We start from the raw sequence: 18,224 nt of genomic DNA on the forward strand, positions 1-18,224 counted from the left end.
TCGTTCGATGAACCTGACTGAAGGTTTTGCGTCCCCTTCGTCTAGTGGCCTAGGACACCGCCCTTTCACGGCGGTAACAGGGGTTCGAGTCCCCTAGGGGACGCCACGATTTCCCGCTCTGCGGGACCAAGGGTCATTCGATTATTGAATGGCCCTTTTGTTTTTTCAGGGTTTGAAAAATCCTTCCTTTCTGTTTTTATCTATTGCCACACTCAACTGTAACCGACTCTCGTGCCGATACTGCGTTGGCATGCCGTTCAGGACACTCCGCGTCCTCTATGTGTTCGCAACGCAGTGCGCCGCGAACTACATCCTCGCGCTGTAGCCCTCTTGGTTATACACAAATCTTGTGGGAGCGAGCTTGCTCGCGAAGAGGCCGGTATAGCCCCCAGGAAATAGGGGTTGGATGCATCGTCTTCGTGAGCAAGCTCACTCCCACAGGTCTGTGTCCAGTCTGCACGTACGGTTTCAGGCCTTTTATCCGGGCTTATCCAGACTTGTGTATGACTCTGAGCGCTGTAGCGTGAAGAGCAAAAGGCGTTCGGAGGGGCGCTTTTCATGCCAACGCGTGTGAACGCGCGCCATGACCCGCTACACTCCCGCCAATTACATCCACTCAAGCAGGAGCACGCATGGTCTGGGACCGGGCAACGCCGTTTGTCATCGATCTGAACGTCGCCGCCGAAGACATCGACGGGCTGGGGCATGCCAATAACGCTGTTTATGTGTCCTGGCTGGAGCGCTGTGCCTGGCGTCATTCGCAGTTCCTCGGGCTGGACCTTACCGAATACCGGCGTCTGGATCGGGCGATGGCGGTGGTCAGGCATGAGATCGACTACCTTGCCAGCGCCTACGAGAACGACGAGCTGCAATTGGCGACCTGGATCGTCGACTGGGATCGCCGCCTGAAAATGACCCGCTGCTTTCAGCTCAAGCGTCCTGCCGACAACCTGACCTTGCTGCGCGCGCAAACCACCTTTGTCTGCATCGAACTGTCCACTGGTAAGCCCAAGCGTATGCCTGCCGAGTTCATCGAGGGCTACGGCGCAGCCATCTCTGACAGCGCCGTTCCCAATCCGCACGCCGGGCAGTAAACTGCCGGACTTTTTTTCGAGTGTGACCCATGCAAATTGCTCTGGCGCCCATGGAGGGGTTGGTCGACGACATCCTGCGTAATGTGCTGACGAAAGTCGGCGGCATCGACTGGTGCGTGACCGAATTCATCCGGGTGTCCGAGCGTTTGATGCCAGCGCATTACTTCTACAAGTACGCATCGGAATTTCACCAGGGCGCGAAAACTGACGCAGGCACGCCGTTGCGCCTTCAGTTGCTGGGCTCTGACCCGGTGTGCCTGGCCGAAAACGCCGCGTTCGCCTGCGAGTTGGGTGCACCCGTGCTGGACCTCAACTTCGGCTGCCCGGCCAAGACCGTCAACCGCTCGCGGGGCGGCGCAATCCTGCTCAAGGAGCCGGAACTGCTGCACTCGATCGTCAGCCAGGTGCGCCGTGCCGTGCCCAGACCTATCCCCGTTACCGCCAAGATGCGCCTGGGGTACGAAAACACCGATGGCGCGCTGGACTGCGCCAGAGCGCTGGCTGACGGCGGGGCAGAGCAAATCGTCGTTCATGCGCGCACCAAGGTCGACGGCTACAAGCCTCCCGCGCACTGGGAGTGGATTGCGCGCATCCAGGAAGTGGTCAATGTCCCGGTGGTCGCCAACGGGGAAATCTGGACCGTTGAGGATTGGCGCCGTTGCCGTGAAATCTGCGGTGCGCGGGACATCATGATCGGTCGCGGTCTGGTGGCGCGTCCTGATCTGGCCCGGCAGATCGCTGCAGCGCAGAAGGGCGAAGAGGTCGTGCCCATGACCTGGGACGAGTTGCAGCCGATGCTGCGGGTCTTCTGGCAGGACTGTCTGGCGAAGATGACACTGATTCAGGCGCCGGGCCGGCTCAAGCAGTGGCTGGTGCTGCTGACCAAAAGCTACCCCGAGGCGACTCTCATGTTCAATACATTGCGCCGCGAAACCGACTGCAATCGCATCAGCGTATTGCTGGGTTGCGCGCCCGGTTGCTTACCCAGAAGCTGATCCCGACGAACGGCCAAAAAAATCCTGAAAAAAGTCTCTTGAAAAGCGAATGGCTGTCCCTACTTTGGTGATCAAGCGATGCCGAACACGGGTCGCGTAAACCACTCGCTGATAAACAGGAGAATTGTTATGGCTACTGCATTTTCTCTGGCTCCACTGTTTCGCAACTCAGTGGGATTCGACCGCTTCAACGACCTCTTCGAGTCGGCGGCGCGAAATGAGACAACCAGCGGCTATCCGCCCTACAACGTCGAGCGGCACACCGATGACCATTATCGAATCGTGATTGCTGCAGCAGGCATGCAAGAGCAGGATCTCGAGTTGCAGGTTGAAAAAGGTGTGCTGACCGTGATCGGCAACAAGCGCGAGCAAGAAGCCGAAAACGTGACGTATCTGCATCAGGGTATTGCCCGGCGTGAATTCAAGCTGTCATTCAGGCTGGCGGACAATATCGAAGTCAAAGGGGCCGATCTGTCTCACGGTCTGCTGAATATTGACCTGGTGCGCAACGTGCCGGAAGAAGCGAAACCAAAACGCATTCCGCTCAATAGCCAGAAAGCGCTGGAAAACTGATCCGACAGGTGATGTTGAGTCAGCGGCATGTAACGGGGAAGGCGCCTGCGGGGCGCCTTCCTTTTTTCAGTCCTGATGTGCGGTTTGCTGCGCAGGCCCCCTGAGCTCCAGCAGGGACTCGAACTGCGGGCCTGGCAGCGGTTCGCTGAACAGATAGCCTTGATAGGTGTAGCAGCCGACTTTTTCCAGAAACGCCAACTGCTCTGAGGTTTCAACGCCTTCAGCGATCACGTTCAGGTTGAGACTCTGCGCCATGGCGACGATGGCACGGATGATTTCTGCGTCGTTGGGATCACTGGTAGCGTCCTGGACGAAGGACTGGTCGATCTTCAGCGTATCCACCGGTAAGCGCTTGAGATAGGTCAGGGACGAGTAGCCGGTGCCGAAGTCGTCCATCGCAAAGCTGACGCCCAGTGCCTTGAGGCTGAGCATCTTGAGGATGGTGTCGTCCAGGTTCTGGATGACGATACCTTCGGTGATTTCCAGCTTGAGCATGGATGCAGGCAACTGATGCAGGGTCAGGCTGCGTTCCACGCGCTCGATGAAATCGTGCTGCAGAAACTGTCGCGGGCTGATATTGACGCCCATCAGGAATCTGTTTTCCGGGATCAGCCCTTGCTTTAACAGCAGGCCACCGGTTTTACAGGCCTCGTTCAGAATATGGCTGCCGACCTCCAGAATCATCCCGCTTTCTTCAAGTATCTGCACGAACTGATCGGGCGCCAGCAGGCCGTATTCGGGGTGTTGCCAGCGCAGCAGGGCCTCGGCCCCGGTGATGTATTCGTTACGACAGTCGACCTGGGCCTGGAAGTGCAGGTGAAATTCGTTGCGGGTCAGCGCCAGGCGCAAGTCATTTTCCAGGCGCAGGCGCTGGCTGACGGCCTGTTGCATGGATACATGGAAAAACTGTGAAGCGTTACGCCCGCAATCCTTGGCCCGATACAGGGCAATATCGGCGCGCTTGAGCAGATCGGCCGGGGTCAGGCCATCATCCGGAATCAGCACCACGCCGATGCTCGGCGTGACCTGCAGACGATGGCCGTCGAGAAACATCGGCTCGGCCAGCAGGTTGCGCAGGTTGTCGGCCAGCTCCCGGACTTGCCGGGTGACCTCGTCCTGCGAGCCTTCCAGGCCGCAGATCAATACCACGAATTCGTCGCCGCCGAGGCGTGCCACGGTGTCTTCCTGGCGCACGCTGGCTTCCAGGCGCGCGGCGATGATGCTTAAAACGCTGTCGCCTACCGGATGGCCGAGCGAGTCATTGATGTGCTTGAAATGGTCCAGATCGAGAAACAACAGGGCGCCGCGCAGATTCTGGTGCTGGAGCAGCGACACTTGCTGGCTGAGGCGGTCGAGCAGCAGCGCGCGATTGGGCAGCCCGGTCAGTGGATCGTGATAAGCCAGGTGCTGGATCTGCGCCTGGGCATTTTTGAGTTCGCCGATGTCGCGGGCATTCATCAGCAGGCAGGCGGTGTTGTTCAGGGTGATGAACTCGACCGATATATCCAGCACCAGAGGCGCACCGTGCTTGTCTCGCCCGTTCATTTCACGATGATGCACGCGGCCTTTCTGGCGCAGTTCTTCAAGCATGTGTTCGCGCTGCAAGGTGTCGGTCCAGATGCCGACTTCATGCGCTGTACGGCCGAGCACTTCCTGGGCGCTGAAACCGGTCAGGCGGCTGAAGCCATCGTTGACCTCGACATAGCGGCCCGAGTCGATTTCAGTGATGGTGATCGAGTCGGGACTTGAATGAAACGCCTTGGCAAATTTCTCCTCGCTGGCCTCCAGTGCGACCTGAGCACACTGCTGGGTAATGTCCAGCAGTGTGCCGGACAGCCTGACGGGCTGGCCCTGTTCATCCCGGTAAATCCGCGCGCGGCTCTCAAGCAGGCGTGACGTGCCGTTTTTCAGCCGGAACCGGTAAGTGACTTGCAGGCAGTCCTGCCCGGTTTCGAGCGCCGCGGCATAGAGCGCGCGCATTCGGCGGCGTTCTTCGCCGGGCAGGCTGCCGAAGAACTGCCCGCCAGACTCATTGAAGGGCAGTGCCGGCATGCCGTGCAGCAGCGCCGCGCGTGCCGAGGCTTGCAGCCGGTTGCGGACGATATCCAGATCCCAGGTACCCATTTGCGCCAGTTCCAGTGCCAGCTCCAGGCGATCACGGGTTTCCTGCAGGATCCGCTCTGCGTCTGTCAGCGGCAGCCTGGCAGAGACCGACTGTGCGGCAACATTCGGCACGGCGTTATCCGGTGGGTTGGGCATGTTATCCGAGCCTTTGATCGATAGGGCGGCCAGAGCGATCTGCCTGCGGCCTGCTGCAGCCTCTGTTCACTGTGTCTGCGCATCGAGCAGTTTCATGAATGCCCGTGCCGCATTTGAGAGCGTGCGTTCGGTGTGCAGGATGTAGCCTAGCTGGCGATTGAGCTGTACGCCCGGCAGCGGGATGCGCGCCACCTGCTCGTCGAGCATGGTGCGCGGCAGAACGCTCCAGGCCAGGCCGATGGAAACCATCATTTTGATGGTCTCCATATAGTTGGTGCTCATCGCGATGTTGGGCTTGAGGCCCTGAGCCTCGCACAATCCGCTGACAATATGATGGGTAAACGTGTTACCGCCGGGAAATACCGCCGGATAGCGCACAATATCCTCCAGCTTCATCGGGCCGCTGTTGGCCAGCGGGTGCTCGGGGGCCGCGACGAAATCCAGCGGATCGTCCCAGACGGGCACGGCGCGGATCAGCGTATGCGGCTCGGGCGCCAGTGTAATGACTGCCAACTCGGCGCGCCCGTGAAGAATTTCTTCATAAGCAATTTCCGAATCCAGGAACTGGATGTCCAGTGCAACCTTCGGATAAGTGCGGGTAAAGGCGCGCAATATCGGCGGCAAACGGTGCAGGCCGATGTGGTGGCTGGTCGCCAGAGTCAGCCGCCCGGTGACTTCCCCGGTCAGGTTGGTCAGGGCCCGGCGTGTGTCATCCAGCACGTTGAGAATCTGGTAGGCGCGCGGCAGCAGGGCGCGTCCGGCCTCGGTCAGACTGACTTCGCGGCCCAGGCGATCGAACAGGCGTACGTTGAGTTGCTGCTCCAGACCGGCAATGCGTTTGCTGATGGCCGGCTGGGTCAGGTAAAGGCGTTCGCCTGCCCCGGAGAAACTGCCCGTTTCAGCGATGGCGATAAAGGCATTGAGGTTGGCCAGGTCCATGGTCGGATTCCAGTTGGTTATCCAAAGTATGAAAATTATGAATTTGAGTTATTTAAGCATATTCCATAGGATGACCGCACAAGCCAAGGGGTCATCGCAACGATTGCCCAAGGCATAGAAACAAGCTGATGAGGAAGTACGTCCGATGGCCGGGAAAACGCTCTACGACAAGCTCTGGGATTCGCATTTGGTCAAACAGCGCGACGACGGTTCGGCGCTGATCTACATTGACCGCCATATCATCCATGAAGTGACCTCGCCGCAGGCGTTCGAAGGTCTGCGGCTGGCGAAGCGCAAGCCGTGGCGGATCGACTCGATCATCGCCACGCCTGACCACAACGTGCCGACCACGGCCGAACGCAAGGGTGGCATCGGTGCCATCGAGGATCAGGTGTCGCGCTTGCAGGTGCAGACCCTCGACGATAATTGCGACGAGTACGGCATCACCGAATTCAAGATGAATGATCCGCGCCAGGGCATCGTCCACGTGATCGGCCCGGAGCAGGGTGCAACCCTGCCAGGCATGAGCGTGGTCTGCGGCGACTCGCACACCTCTACCCACGGCGCCTTCGGTGCGCTGGCCCACGGCATAGGCACTTCCGAGGTCGAGCACGTGCTCGCCACCCAGTGCCTGGTCGCCAAGAAAATGAAGAACATGCTGGTGTCGGTCGAAGGGCAATTGCCCTTCGGCGTGACGGCCAAGGACATCGTTCTGGCGGTGATCGGCAAGATCGGCACGGCAGGCGGTAACGGTTACGCCATCGAGTTCGCCGGCAGCGCGATTCGCGACCTGTCGATCGAAGGCCGTATGACCATCTGCAACATGTCCATCGAAGCGGGTGCCCGGGTCGGCATGGTGGCCACCGACGAGAAGACCGTCGAGTACGTCAAAGGCCGTCCGTTCGCACCCAAGGGCGCGGAGTGGGACCTTGCTGTCGAAGCCTGGAAGGACCTGGTGTCCGACCCGGACGCTGTGTTCGATACCGTGGTCAGGCTGGATGCCGCACAGATCAAGCCGCAGGTCAGCTGGGGCACTTCGCCGGAAATGGTCCTGGCGGTCGATCAGAACGTGCCGGACCCTGCGCAGGAGCCGGATCTGGTCAAGCGTGGCTCCATCGAGCGTGCGCTCAAGTACATGGGCCTGAAAGCCAATCAGCCGATTACCGATATCCAGCTGGACCGGGTATTCATCGGTTCCTGCACCAACTCGCGTATCGAAGACCTGCGTGCTGCGGCCGATGTTGCCAAGGGCCGCAAGGTGGCCGCGACCATCAAGCAGGCCATCGTGGTGCCGGGCTCGGGGCTGATCAAGGAGCAGGCCGAGAAGGAAGGGCTGGATAAGGTGTTCATCGATGCTGGCTTTGAATGGCGCGAACCGGGCTGCTCCATGTGCCTGGCGATGAATCCGGACCGCCTGGGGTCCGGCGAACACTGCGCGTCGACTTCCAACCGTAACTTCGAAGGTCGTCAGGGGGCCGGTGGCCGGACGCATCTGGTGAGCCCGGCAATGGCCGCTGCCGCTGCGGTCAATGGCCGTTTCATCGATGTTCGCGACCTGATCCAGCACTGAGGAGTCCCGTATGAAAGCCTTTACCCAGCATCGTGGCCTGGTCGCTCCTCTGGATCGTGCCAATGTCGACACCGACCAGATCATTCCCAAGCAGTTTCTCAAGTCGATCAAGCGCACCGGCTTCGGCCCGAACCTGTTCGATGAATGGCGTTATATGGACGTGGGGCAGCCTTACCAGGATAACTCCAAGCGTCCGTTGAACCCTGACTTCGTCCTCAACCACGAGCGTTACCAGGGTGCCAGCGTGCTGCTGGCCCGGGAAAACTTCGGCTGCGGCTCCAGCCGCGAACACGCCCCGTGGGCACTGGAAGAGTACGGTTTCTGCGCAATCATCGCGCCGAGCTACGCGGACATCTTCTTCAACAACAGCTTCAAGAACGGCTTGTTGCCGATCATCCTGTCCGAAGAAGACGTCGATCAACTGTTCAAGCAGGTGGAAGCCACGCCCGGCTATCAGTTGAATATCGATCTGCAGGCGCAGACCGTGACCCGTCCGGATGGCAAGGTCCTGAGCTTCGAAATCGATGCGTTCCGCAAGCATTGCCTGCTCAATGGCCTGGATGACATTGGCCTGACGCTGATGGACGCTGAGGCAATCGCCGGTTTCGAGAGCAGGCACCGCGCCAGCCAGCCATGGCTGTTCCGCGACTGATCGATCAACAGCGGATGCTGCATGTTTGCCAGTAAGGTGCAATTGCGCCTTGCTGGCAAAAGTGTTTTGGCCGGACGCTAAATTTTCTGTGGTATTGAGCGTTTCAAGCAGGCGTTGTCAAAGACGCCGATGCACAAAATCGAGGATGTTATGAGCAAGCAGATTCTGATTCTCCCAGGTGATGGTATTGGTCCGGAAATCATGACCGAAGCGGTCAAGGTGCTGGAGCTGGCCAACGAAAAGTATCAACTGGGGTTTGAATTGACCCACGACGTGATCGGTGGCGCGGCCATCGACAAGCACGGCGTGCCGCTGGCCGATGAAACCCTGGATCGTGCCCGTGCGGCCGACGCCGTGCTGCTCGGTGCAGTCGGCGGCCCGAAATGGGACACCATCGAGCGCGACATCCGTCCTGAGCGCGGTCTGCTGAAAATCCGTTCCCAACTGGGCCTGTTCGGCAACCTGCGTCCGGCGATCCTGTATCCGCAACTGGCCGACGCGTCGAGCCTGAAGCCGGAAATCGTCGCCGGCCTGGATATCCTGATCGTTCGCGAGCTGACCGGTGGTATCTACTTCGGCGCGCCACGCGGTACGCGGGTGCTGGATAATGGCGAGCGTCAGGCCTACGACACGCTGCCGTACAGCGAAAGCGAGATCCGCCGCATTGCCAGGGTCGGTTTCGATATGGCCATGGTGCGTGGCAAGAAGCTCTGCTCGGTGGACAAGGCCAACGTACTCGCGTCCAGCCAGCTGTGGCGTGAAATCGTCGAGCAGGTCGCCAAGGATTACCCTGAAGTCGAACTGAGCCACATGTACGTCGACAATGCCGCCATGCAACTGGTGCGTGCACCCAAGCAGTTCGATGTGATCGTGACCGACAACCTGTTCGGCGACATCCTCTCCGATCAGGCGTCGATGCTCACCGGCTCCATCGGCATGCTGCCGTCGGCCTCGCTGGACACGGCCAACAAGGGCATGTACGAGCCATGTCACGGCTCGGCGCCGGACATCGCCGGCAAAGGCATTGCCAACCCGTTGGCGACCATTCTGTCGGTGTCGATGATGCTGCGTTACAGCTTCAATCTGACCGATGCGGCCGACGCCATCGAAAAGGCTGTCAGCCTGGTTCTGGATCAGGGTATCCGCACCGGCGACATCTGGTCGGAAGGCAAAGTCAAAGTCGGTACGCAGGAAATGGGCGATGCGGTAGTCGCCGCGCTGCGGAATCTGTAATCTCTCTGGCCCGCCGCCTGCTGTGTACGCGCAGAGCGGCGGTCCCACTTTTATTCAAGGTGTAGTTGCGATGAAACGTGTAGGTCTGATCGGTTGGCGTGGCATGGTCGGTTCCGTGCTCATGCAGCGGATGCGGGAAGAGCAGGACTTCGATCTCATTGAGCCGGTGTTCTTCACTACTTCCAATGTCGGTGGCCAGGCGCCTTCGGTGGGCAAGGATGTTGCGCCCCTGAAAGACGCCTACAGCATCGACGAGCTGAAAACCCTGGACGTGGTGCTGACCTGCCAGGGTGGCGACTACACCAATGAGGTGTTCCCCAAGCTGCGCGAAGCGGGCTGGCAGGGTTACTGGATCGATGCGGCGTCCAGCCTGCGCATGCAGGATGACGCGGTCATCGTGCTGGATCCGGTCAACCGCAAGGTTATCGACCAGCAACTGGACGCGGGCACCAAGAACTATATCGGTGGCAACTGCACCGTCAGCCTGATGCTGATGGGGCTGGGCGGCCTGTTCGATGCCGGTCTGGTCGAGTGGATGAATGTCATGACCTATCAGGCAGCCTCCGGCGCCGGCGCGCAGAACATGCGTGAGCTGATCAGGCAGATGGGTGCGGTGCATGCCTCGGTGGCCGATGATCTGGCCAACCCGGCCAGCGCCATTCTGGATATCGACCGCAAGGTGGCTGAAGCCATGCGCGGCGAGTCGTTCCCTACCGAGAACTTCGGTGTGCCACTGGCGGGCAGCCTGATCCCGTGGATCGACAAGGCGCTGCCAAACGGCCAGAGCCGCGAAGAGTGGAAAGGCCAGGCCGAGACCAACAAGATCCTCGGTCGCTTCAAGAGCCCGATCCCGGTGGACGGCATCTGCGTGCGCATCGGCGCCATGCGCTGCCACAGTCAGGCGCTGACCATCAAGCTCAACAAGGATGTGCCGATTGCGGACATCGAAGGGTTGATCAGCCAGCACAACCCGTGGGTCAAGCTGGTGCCGAACAATCGCGAAGCCAGCATGCATGAGCTGAGCCCGACGGCGGTGACCGGGACCATGAGCATTCCCGTGGGGCGTTTGCGCAAACTGAACATGGGTTCGCAGTACCTGGGCGCTTTTACCGTGGGTGACCAGCTGTTGTGGGGCGCTGCGGAGCCGCTGCGTCGCATGCTGAGAATCCTGCTGGAGCGTTGAGGCTCGGTTTTACAGCAAACCCGCTTTCCGAAAGGAAGGCGGGTTTTTTAATGCCTGATACTTTTGATTGATCGACTTTCATCCCTATATATGGGATTGAAATTTACATATTGAGATAAGTGTAACAACAGGTTTATAGTCGTCCTGCACTCACTTCCAAAAAAACAACAGGTGACGCAATGCAGGCGCAATTGATCGCGCTCGATTGGGGGACAACCTCACTTCGTGCTTATCGACTTGGCGAACACGGCCGGGTACTGGAACAGCGCGCATTGAGCGCGGGCATCATGCAGTTGCCGACCACGCCGCGGCTGATCGCGGGGCAGTTCTGCAGTGACGGTTTCGAGTTGGCCTTTGACCAGGCGTGCGGCGACTGGCTCGATGCCCAGCCGGACCTGCAGGTGATTGCCTGTGGCATGGTCGGCAGCGCACAGGGCTGGCGTGAGGCGGCCTACCGGGAAACGCCGGCCAGCGTCAATGAGCTGAGCGCAGCGTTGCAGACGGTGCGCAGCGTGCGCGGCGTGACGGTGCACATCATCCCCGGCGTCCTGCAGCGCTCGACCCTGCCCAACGTCATGCGTGGCGAAGAAACCCAGGTGCTGGGTGTGCTGGCAGGGTGCGAAGACGGGCAGGGCAGCCAGCCTCTGCTGATCGGTCTGCCCGGCAGCCACTCCAAATGGGTGCAGGTAGAACGGGGTCGCATCGTTCACTTCGATACCTTCATGACCGGGGAGGTCTACGCCGCGCTCTGCGCGCACACCATTCTGGGACGCACCATGCAGCCTTCGGAGGCGTTCGACGAGCAGGCGTTTGACCGCGGCTTGTCGATTGCCCTGTCCGACGCGGGCTCTGCGGGGCCGCTGTCGACGATTTTCAGCACACGAACGCTCGGCCTGACCGGGCAATTGGCTGCCAGTGCGCAACCTGACTATCTTTCCGGCCTGTTGATTGGCCATGAACTGGGCGCCATCGCCAGGCTGCATCTGCACAACCACGAACAATTGCCTGCGGTGATCCTCATCGGCAGCGATTCGCTGTGCACGCGCTATGCGCGCGGGCTGGCCGTTTGTGGCTTTCCCGGGGTGACATTGGCCGAGCAGGCGACCGAGCGCGGCCTCTGGCAGGTCGCCGTTCAGGCCGGCCTGATCGCGCGCCGCTCGTCCCAACACATTCGAGAGGTTTGACATGCTCAAGCAAGCATTGAAAGAAAATGGTCTGGTCGCGATTCTGCGCGGCCTGCGCCCCGAAGAAGCGCCTGCCATGGGCGATGTGCTGTACGAGGCGGGGTTTCGGGTCATCGAAGTGCCGCTCAACTCCCCGCAACCGTTCGACAGCATCCGCCTGTTGCGTCAGCAGTTGCCTGCCGATTGCCTGATCGGTGCTGGCACCGTGCTCACCGCTGAACAGGTGACTCAGGTCAAGGACGCCGGCGGGCAGGTGATTGTCATGCCGCACAGCGATGCCAAGGTGCTGCGTGCGGCCAAGGCGGCCGGGCTGTTCCTGTCGCCAGGGGTCGCGACGCCGACCGAAGCCTTTGCCGCGCTGGCCGAAGGCGCTGATGTGCTCAAGCTGTTTCCTGCCGAGCAGATGTCGCCGGCGGTGGTCAAGGCGTGGCTGGCTGTTCTGCCCAAGGGCACGATTCTGCTGCCGGTCGGGGGTATTTCACCGGACAACATGAAGGTATTTCTCGACGCCGGCGTGAAGGGTTTTGGCCTGGGCTCCGGGCTGTTCAAACCCGGCATGAGCGTCGCAGACGTCACAGAGCGTGCCCAGGCTTATGTGGCGGCCTGGAAGCAGCACAGCGCAGCGCTTGCAGACTGAGTGGCGCAGCAGACGCCGCCGTGCAGCAGCCGCTATCCAACAAGAGAATCAACAAGAGAAACCGCACCCATGAAAATCACCAAACTCACCACGTTCATCGTTCCGCCGCGCTGGTGCTTCCTCAAGGTCGAGACCGACGAGGGCGTTGTCGGCTGGGGCGAGCCAGTGGTCGAAGGCCGCGCGCACACGGTTGCTGCCGCGGTGGAAGAGCTTTCCGACTACCTGATCGGCAAGGACCCGCGCAACATCGAGGACATCTGGACCGTGCTGTACCGCGGCGGCTTCTACCGCGGCGGCGCGATCCACATGAGTGCGCTGGCCGGCATCGATCAGGCGTTGTGGGACATCAAGGGCAAGGCGCTGGGGGTGTCGGTCAGTGACCTGCTCGGCGGTCAGGTACGTGACAAGATTCGCGTCTATTCGTGGATCGGCGGTGATCGGCCCGCCGATACGGCACGCGCCGCGAAGGAGGCGGTAGAGCGCGGTTTTACTGCGGTGAAAATGAATGGCACCGAAGAGCTGCAGTTTCTCGACACCTTCGACAAGGTCGACCTGGCGCTGGCCAACGTGGCCGCTGTGCGTGATGCCGTTGGGCCGAATGTCGGCATTGGTGTGGACTTCCATGGCCGGGTTCACAAGCCGATGGCCAAGGTGCTGATGAAGGAGCTGGACCCTTACAAGCTGATGTTCATCGAAGAACCGGTGCTCAGCGAGAACTATGAAGCACTGAAGGAGTTGGCACCGCTGACCAGTACGCCGATTGCGCTGGGCGAACGGCTGTTCTCGCGCTGGGACTTCAAGCGCGTGTTGAGCGAAGGCTACGTCGACATCATCCAGCCCGATGCCTCGCACGCCGGTGGCATTACCGAAACCCGCAAGATCGCCAACATGGCCGAAGCCTACGACGTCGCGCTGGCGCTGCATTGCCCGCTGGGGCCTATCGCGCTGGCAGCGTGCCTGCAACTGGATGCGGTTTGCTACAACGCCTTCATCCAGGAGCAGAGCCTGGGTATCCACTACAACGAAAGCAACGACCTGCTCGATTACGTCAAGCACCCGGAAGTCTTCGACTACGACCAAGGCATGGTCAAGATTCCCAACGGCCCCGGCCTGGGCATCGAGATCAACGAAGAGTACGTCATCGAACGCGCCGCCATCGGCCACCGCTGGCGCAACCCGATCTGGCGGCATGCGGATGGCAGTTTTGCGGAGTGGTAGAGCAACAACTCCGCTAACCATCGTTTCGGCGCCCTGCGCTCATCGCCATACATAAGCCCTGAAGAGCCCGGAAAATGGGCGTTCAGGCTTCTGCCCGCAGGGCGTAGGAGCGAACGTATTCGCGAAAAGGCCGACGTGTTCTCTGAAAATGTTTCGTTTGAACAATGTCTTCGCGAACACGTTCGCTCCCACGGCCTTTGGCCAGAATCAAAAGCGCACTGGTGCATAACGATGAGCGCTCTGCGCGGGAACGAGAACCGGCGTGCCTTCAGCTCAGTTATATCGAAACACAGACCTCAATAAATCCAACAAGAGGCTACATTCCATGCGCACTCGAAATCTGGAGGGTGCGGCATCCCTGGTGACGCCGTCCCGCAAACGTTTCTTTATCATGGTGCTGCTGTTCATCACGGTGGTGATCAACTACCTGGACCGCAGCAACCTGTCGATTGCCGCACCAGCGCTGACCTCCGAACTGGGCCTTGACCCGGTGCATGTCGGGCTGATCTTTTCTGCGTTCGGCTGGACCTACGCCGCCATGCAACTGCCCGGTGGCTGGCTGGTGGACCGCGTGCCGCCACGCATTCTCTACACCGCAGCCCTGCTGCTGTGGTCCATCGCGACCATCATGCTCGGCTTCGCGGCCAGCTTTATCGCTCTGTTCGTACTGCGCATGGCGGTCGGCGCGCTGGAAGCACCTGCCTATCCGATCAACAGCCGTGTAGTCACCACCTGGTTTCCCGAGCGCGAGCGGGCCACTGCCATCGGCGTCTATACCTCCGGGCAGTTCGTCGGCCTGGCGTTTCTGACCCCGGTGCTGGCCTGGTTGCAGGCGCACTACGGCTGGCACATGGTGTTTGTCGCCACAGGAGGAGTCGGCGTGCTGTGGGCGTTGATCTGGTACACGGTGTATCGCGAGCCACGTGATTTCAAAGGCGTCAATCAGCAGGAAATCGAGCTGATCCAGGAGGGCGGCGGGCTGGTGGACATCCAGAAGGATGTCGAAAAACAGAAGCAGGCGTTCAGTTGGCTGGACCTGGGCATTGTGTTGAGCAAACGCAAGCTGTGGGGCATCTACCTGGGGCAGTTCTGCCTGAACTCCACGCTGTGGTTTTTCCTGACCTGGTTCCCGACCTACCTGGTGAAATACCGGGGCATGGACTTCATCAAGTCCGGCCTGCTGGCGTCGTTGCCGTTCCTCGCCGCGTTTGTCGGTGTGTTGTGCTCGGGCTTCTTCTCCGACTGGCTGATCCGCCGCGGGCATAGCGTAGGCTTTGCGCGCAAGCTGCCAATCATTGCCGGGCTGCTGATCTCGACCTCGATCATCGGTGCCAACTTCGTCGACTCGACGCCGCTGGTGATCACCTTTCTGGCGCTGGCGTTCTTCGGCAACGGCCTGGCGTCGATCACCTGGTCGCTGGTCTCGACCCTGGCACCGGCGCGCCTGCTGGGCCTGACCGGTGGCACGTTCAACTTCATCGGCAACCTCTCAGCCATCGCCACCCCGATCGTGATCGGCTTTCTGGCATCGGGAGACTCGTTCGCGCCTGCCATCACCTACATTTCGGTCCTGGCACTGTTGGGCGCGCTGTCGTACATCCTGCTGGTAGGGAAAGTGGAGCGTATCGAGCTCTGATGTCGACGCCTCTGGACTCAGGCGGCGATAATGCCGCCGGTTTTCGATCCGAACCCTTTTTGATCCGAGCAAGGCCTCTCATGCACAACGATTCGATCACCCCTGAAAAAATCACCGGCAAGGATTCCGTACCCACCGGGACTCAGACCTTGCTGCGCGGGCTGGGGGTGGTGCAGGCGGTTGCCGGTGGCGCACGGGACCTCAAGGAGATCGCCCGGCTGATCGGCACCACGCGCAGTACCACGCACCGCCTGGCCAGTTGCCTGGTCGAGGAGCGTTACCTGCGGGTCGTTCCTCAGGTGGGCTATCTGCTCGGCCCGAAATTGATCGAGCTGGGGTTTCAGGCGCGTGAAGAGGTGCCCTTGGCGATGCTCGCCCGGCCGTATCTGGATCGCTTGTCGGAGCTGACCGGCGATACCGTGCATCTGGCAGTACGGGAAGGGGACGACGTGCTCTATCTGCACAAGAATCCCGGTCGCAATGGTCCGGAAATGCGTTCGCGGGTCGGGCATCGGATGCCGCTGGTGCGCACCGGTATCGGCAAGGCGCTGCTGCTGGACAGTGCTCAGTCCGAGTGGCAACGGCTGTATGAAATCAGCATGCCGAGCACAGGTAGAAATCCGCTATGGCCTGCTCATGAGCAGCAAACCTGGGAGCAGTTGAAGGCGCGGCGCGAGGAGTATGTACAAGGGGGGTATGCATTCGATCTGGAGGACAACGAACCGTCGATCCGTTGTGTCGCAGCGCCGGTACGTGATGCCAGCAAACAGATCGTTGCCGGCATCAGTGTCGCCAGTACCGTGCCCTACATGCCGCTGGAGAAGATGGCCGAGCTGGTTCCGCTGATCAAAACCATCGCAGCGGAACTCTCGGCCGATCTCGGCGGCTGATCGGCAGTCGATCAGGCCTTCAGCGTGGCCATGTCGATCACGAAGCGGTACTTCACGTCACCGGCCAGCATGCGCTCGTAGGCTTCGTTGATGTTGCGAATATCGAGCATCTCGATGTCGCAGGTGATGTCGTTCTCGGCACAGAAATCCAGTACTTCCTGAGTTTCCGCGATACCGCCGATCAACGAACCGGCCAGCACGCGACGGCTCATCACCAGATTGGCTGCATGTACCGGCGGCTCGACCGGCTCGATCAGGCCGACGAGGATATGTACGCCATCGAAACGCAGGGTTTCCAGGTAGGGGTTCAGGTCATGCTGGACCGGAATGGTGTCGAGCAGGAAGTCGAAGTGCCCGGCAGCAGCCTTCATCTGTTCAGCGTCGGTGGATACGATCACATGATCGGCGCCCTGGCGACGCGCTTCCTGCGCCTTGGCGGCGGAACGAGTGAACAGGGTCACTTCAGCGCCCATGGCTTTGGCGAACTTGATGCCCATATGGCCCAGGCCGCCCATGCCCAGAATGCCGACCTTGTCGCCAGCCTTGACGCCGTAGTGCTTGAGCGGCGAATAAGTGGTGATACCTGCGCAGAGAATCGGTGCAGCGGCGGCCGGATCGAGTTTTTCCGGGACGCGCACGACAAAGTGCTCGGCGACCACGATGCTGTTCGAGTAACCGCCCATGGTGTTGCTGCCGTCCACGCGGTCTGGCGTGGCGTAAGTCATGGTCGGGCCTTCCAGGCAATACTGCTCGAGGTCTGATTTGCAAGCCGAGCATTCGCGGCACGAATCGACCATGCAGCCGACACCGACCATGTCACCGACCTGGTACTGGGTTGCACTGCTGCCGGTGGCAGTGACACGACCGACGATTTCATGGCCCGGCATCAGCGGGTAGACGGCGATGCCCCATTCGTTGCGTGCCTGGTGAATATCGGAGTGGCAGACGCCGCAATAAAGGATTTCGATGGCAACGTCGTCGGCACGCAGAGCGCGACGTTCGAAGGTCATCGGGGCGAGGGGTGCGGTAGCTGACTGTGCGGCGTAACCGATAGCTGTGTACATGTTTGACCTCGCAAGGTGTGAAGGAAGAGAGGCGAACCATTGTCCTGATACGGGCCCTTCGCGGCTATGGTGAATCCTCCGTGTTTCATGCCTATTCCTCCGGTCTGATAGTTCGGGGTCGGCGCTGAGGCGCAAATCTGCGATGATATGACTGTCTGTTTCTCTGTCAGGCGGTGCTCATGAACTTACCTGTTGTGCTGGATGGCAATGCCACCCTTGTGTCCCTGATCCAGCCGCTGGCGGTGCGCCCGGGGTTTGTCGCGACGCCGTTGCCGGAGGTACGTGTGCTTTCGGCGTTTGGTTATGTCGCCAGCAGCCCGCAGATCTACGAGCCAAGCCTGATGATCGTGGTACAGGGCAGCAAGGTCGCGTGCCTGGGGCCGCGCACATTCGAATACGGCACCGGGCATTACCTGATTCAGGCGCTCTCTGTGCCGTTCAAGTGTGAAACCTTCGCTACTCTGGAAAAGCCGCTTTACGGCGTTTCAGTGGCCATCGACCGGGTATTGCTCGGTGAGCTGGTGCAGGCGATGGGCCCGGTCACCGGCCAGGAGAGTCAGGTGCAGACGCCGGAATCGATGACCTCGGTGCGTATCGACAACAGCATGCGCGACAGTGTCGAGCGTCTGCTGCGTTGTCTGCATGATCCGCTGGAGTGTCAGGCCATGGGCCAGGCACGGATTCGCGAGGTGCTGTATAGCGCGCTGCGCGGACCGCAGTCAGGGGTTTTGCGTGCGCTGGTCGAGCAGCAGGGGCAGTTCGCACGAATTGCTTCTGCGGTGACTTACCTGCATGAGCATTATGATCACGCACTGAACGTCGACACGCTGGCCAGTTGCGCGAACATGAGCACGTCGACCTTTCATGAGCATTTCAAGCGCAGCACGCTGTTGTCGCCGGTGCAATACCTCAAGCGTCTGCGCCTGCTCAAGGCTCAGCAATTGCTGGTGGCCGAGGGCCTGGGGGTGGCGCAGGTCGCGCTCAAGGTCGGCTATCAAAGCGCGTCGCAGTTCAGTCGTGAATACAAGCGCTACTTCGAGCGCAGCCCGGGGGAGGAGAGCAGCAATCTGCGTGTCCCTGCCTGAATAAAAAAAGCC

Annotated in this window: 16 protein-coding genes and 1 tRNA gene; 14 read left to right on the top strand and 3 right to left on the bottom strand. The window is 60.4% G+C overall.

What is annotated here, in order from left to right; genetic code table 11:
* Positions 1-30: 30 nt before the first annotated feature.
* The 4 genes from PI739_RS04945 (at position 31) to PI739_RS04960 (ending at position 2,662) form a co-directional block, all read left to right on the top strand.
* Positions 31-106 (top strand) — tRNA-Glu (locus tag PI739_RS04945).
* Between the two features lie 526 nt (positions 107-632).
* Complete coding sequence (locus PI739_RS04950; RefSeq protein WP_054081903.1) at positions 633-1,094, top strand: acyl-CoA thioesterase; 462 nt, start codon at positions 633-635, stop codon at positions 1,092-1,094.
* Between the two features lie 29 nt (positions 1,095-1,123).
* On the top strand, positions 1,124-2,089 hold the full coding sequence (locus tag PI739_RS04955) for a tRNA dihydrouridine synthase (protein WP_054081902.1): 966 nt from the start codon (positions 1,124-1,126) through the stop codon (positions 2,087-2,089).
* A 129-nt stretch (positions 2,090-2,218) separates the two neighbouring features.
* Entirely contained in the window at positions 2,219-2,662 is a 444-nt protein-coding gene (locus tag PI739_RS04960) for an Hsp20 family protein (protein ID WP_003316521.1), read from the top strand.
* A 66-nt stretch (positions 2,663-2,728) separates the two neighbouring features.
* Here the strand turns inward: PI739_RS04960 and PI739_RS04965 are convergent, their stop codons facing one another.
* Both PI739_RS04965 and PI739_RS04970 read right to left on the bottom strand, forming a co-directional pair.
* Positions 2,729-4,921 (bottom strand): putative bifunctional diguanylate cyclase/phosphodiesterase, encoded by a 2,193-nt coding sequence (locus tag PI739_RS04965; protein WP_003433133.1) that lies wholly within the window; start codon positions 4,919-4,921, stop codon positions 2,729-2,731.
* Between the two features lie 66 nt (positions 4,922-4,987).
* On the bottom strand, positions 4,988-5,860 hold the full coding sequence (locus tag PI739_RS04970) for a LysR family transcriptional regulator (RefSeq protein ID WP_003433130.1): 873 nt from the start codon (positions 5,858-5,860) through the stop codon (positions 4,988-4,990).
* 145 nt (positions 5,861-6,005) lie between these two features.
* On the opposite strand from PI739_RS04970, the gene leuC reads away from it, so the two are divergent.
* The 9 genes from leuC (at position 6,006) to PI739_RS05015 (ending at position 16,063) form a co-directional block, all read left to right on the top strand.
* On the top strand, positions 6,006-7,430 hold the full coding sequence (gene leuC / locus PI739_RS04975; RefSeq protein WP_003433129.1) for a 3-isopropylmalate dehydratase large subunit: 1,425 nt from the start codon (positions 6,006-6,008) through the stop codon (positions 7,428-7,430).
* A 10-nt stretch (positions 7,431-7,440) separates the two neighbouring features.
* A complete protein-coding gene (leuD, locus tag PI739_RS04980) occupies positions 7,441-8,082 on the top strand; it encodes a 3-isopropylmalate dehydratase small subunit (protein WP_058396477.1) in 642 nt (213 codons plus the stop codon).
* 150 nt (positions 8,083-8,232) lie between these two features.
* Positions 8,233-9,315, top strand: a complete 1,083-nt coding sequence (gene leuB / locus PI739_RS04985) for a 3-isopropylmalate dehydrogenase (protein WP_003366657.1) — start codon at positions 8,233-8,235, stop codon at positions 9,313-9,315.
* A gap of 70 nt (positions 9,316-9,385) precedes the next feature.
* Complete coding sequence (gene asd, locus PI739_RS04990; protein ID WP_003433126.1) at positions 9,386-10,498, top strand: aspartate-semialdehyde dehydrogenase; 1,113 nt, start codon at positions 9,386-9,388, stop codon at positions 10,496-10,498.
* A gap of 179 nt (positions 10,499-10,677) precedes the next feature.
* Positions 10,678-11,682: a 2-dehydro-3-deoxygalactonokinase gene (locus PI739_RS04995; RefSeq protein ID WP_248685235.1), complete on the top strand. Its 1,005-nt coding sequence runs from the start codon at positions 10,678-10,680 to the stop codon at positions 11,680-11,682.
* Position 11,683: 1 nt separating this feature from the next.
* Complete coding sequence (locus PI739_RS05000) at positions 11,684-12,319, top strand: 2-dehydro-3-deoxy-6-phosphogalactonate aldolase (RefSeq protein WP_072364638.1); 636 nt, start codon at positions 11,684-11,686, stop codon at positions 12,317-12,319.
* Between the two features lie 69 nt (positions 12,320-12,388).
* Complete coding sequence (dgoD, locus tag PI739_RS05005) at positions 12,389-13,537, top strand: galactonate dehydratase (protein WP_003366667.1); 1,149 nt, start codon at positions 12,389-12,391, stop codon at positions 13,535-13,537.
* Positions 13,538-13,862: 325 nt separating this feature from the next.
* A complete protein-coding gene (locus PI739_RS05010) occupies positions 13,863-15,173 on the top strand; it encodes an MFS transporter (protein ID WP_096105301.1) in 1,311 nt (436 codons plus the stop codon).
* Between the two features lie 80 nt (positions 15,174-15,253).
* Positions 15,254-16,063 (top strand): IclR family transcriptional regulator, encoded by an 810-nt coding sequence (locus tag PI739_RS05015; RefSeq protein ID WP_003433120.1) that lies wholly within the window; start codon positions 15,254-15,256, stop codon positions 16,061-16,063.
* Positions 16,064-16,074: 11 nt separating this feature from the next.
* Here PI739_RS05015 and PI739_RS05020 read toward each other — a convergent pair whose 3' ends face one another.
* A complete protein-coding gene (locus PI739_RS05020) occupies positions 16,075-17,127 on the bottom strand; it encodes an NAD(P)-dependent alcohol dehydrogenase (RefSeq protein ID WP_003366675.1) in 1,053 nt (350 codons plus the stop codon).
* 179 nt (positions 17,128-17,306) lie between these two features.
* On the opposite strand from PI739_RS05020, the gene PI739_RS05025 reads away from it, so the two are divergent.
* Positions 17,307-18,212 (top strand): AraC family transcriptional regulator, encoded by a 906-nt coding sequence (locus PI739_RS05025; RefSeq protein ID WP_054081899.1) that lies wholly within the window; start codon positions 17,307-17,309, stop codon positions 18,210-18,212.
* Positions 18,213-18,224 lie beyond the last annotated feature (12 nt).

The organism is Pseudomonas cerasi (assembly GCF_027983475.1).
Taxonomy (GTDB): domain Bacteria; phylum Pseudomonadota; class Gammaproteobacteria; order Pseudomonadales; family Pseudomonadaceae; genus Aquipseudomonas; species Aquipseudomonas cerasi.

What these genes read in the sequence shown, in the direction of transcription:
- leuD (WP_058396477.1), top strand. Translation starts at nt 7,441, where the DNA reads ATGAAAGCCTTTACCCAGCATCGTGGCCTGGTCGCTCCTCTGGATCGT.
- PI739_RS05000 (WP_072364638.1), top strand. Translation starts at nt 11,684, where the DNA reads ATGCTCAAGCAAGCATTGAAAGAAAATGGTCTGGTCGCGATTCTGCGC.
- PI739_RS05020 (WP_003366675.1), bottom strand. Translation starts at nt 17,127, where the DNA reads ATGTACACAGCTATCGGTTACGCCGCACAGTCAGCTACCGCACCCCTC.
- PI739_RS05010 (WP_096105301.1), top strand. Translation starts at nt 13,863, where the DNA reads ATGCGCACTCGAAATCTGGAGGGTGCGGCATCCCTGGTGACGCCGTCC.
- PI739_RS04955 (WP_054081902.1), top strand. Translation starts at nt 1,124, where the DNA reads ATGCAAATTGCTCTGGCGCCCATGGAGGGGTTGGTCGACGACATCCTG.
- PI739_RS05025 (WP_054081899.1), top strand. Translation starts at nt 17,307, where the DNA reads ATGAACTTACCTGTTGTGCTGGATGGCAATGCCACCCTTGTGTCCCTG.
- leuB (WP_003366657.1), top strand. Translation starts at nt 8,233, where the DNA reads ATGAGCAAGCAGATTCTGATTCTCCCAGGTGATGGTATTGGTCCGGAA.
- PI739_RS04950 (WP_054081903.1), top strand. Translation starts at nt 633, where the DNA reads ATGGTCTGGGACCGGGCAACGCCGTTTGTCATCGATCTGAACGTCGCC.
- PI739_RS04995 (WP_248685235.1), top strand. Translation starts at nt 10,678, where the DNA reads ATGCAGGCGCAATTGATCGCGCTCGATTGGGGGACAACCTCACTTCGT.
- PI739_RS04970 (WP_003433130.1), bottom strand. Translation starts at nt 5,860, where the DNA reads ATGGACCTGGCCAACCTCAATGCCTTTATCGCCATCGCTGAAACGGGC.
- leuC (WP_003433129.1), top strand. Translation starts at nt 6,006, where the DNA reads ATGGCCGGGAAAACGCTCTACGACAAGCTCTGGGATTCGCATTTGGTC.
- asd (WP_003433126.1), top strand. Translation starts at nt 9,386, where the DNA reads ATGAAACGTGTAGGTCTGATCGGTTGGCGTGGCATGGTCGGTTCCGTG.
- PI739_RS04965 (WP_003433133.1), bottom strand. Translation starts at nt 4,921, where the DNA reads ATGCCCAACCCACCGGATAACGCCGTGCCGAATGTTGCCGCACAGTCG.
- dgoD (WP_003366667.1), top strand. Translation starts at nt 12,389, where the DNA reads ATGAAAATCACCAAACTCACCACGTTCATCGTTCCGCCGCGCTGGTGC.
- PI739_RS05015 (WP_003433120.1), top strand. Translation starts at nt 15,254, where the DNA reads ATGCACAACGATTCGATCACCCCTGAAAAAATCACCGGCAAGGATTCC.
- PI739_RS04960 (WP_003316521.1), top strand. Translation starts at nt 2,219, where the DNA reads ATGGCTACTGCATTTTCTCTGGCTCCACTGTTTCGCAACTCAGTGGGA.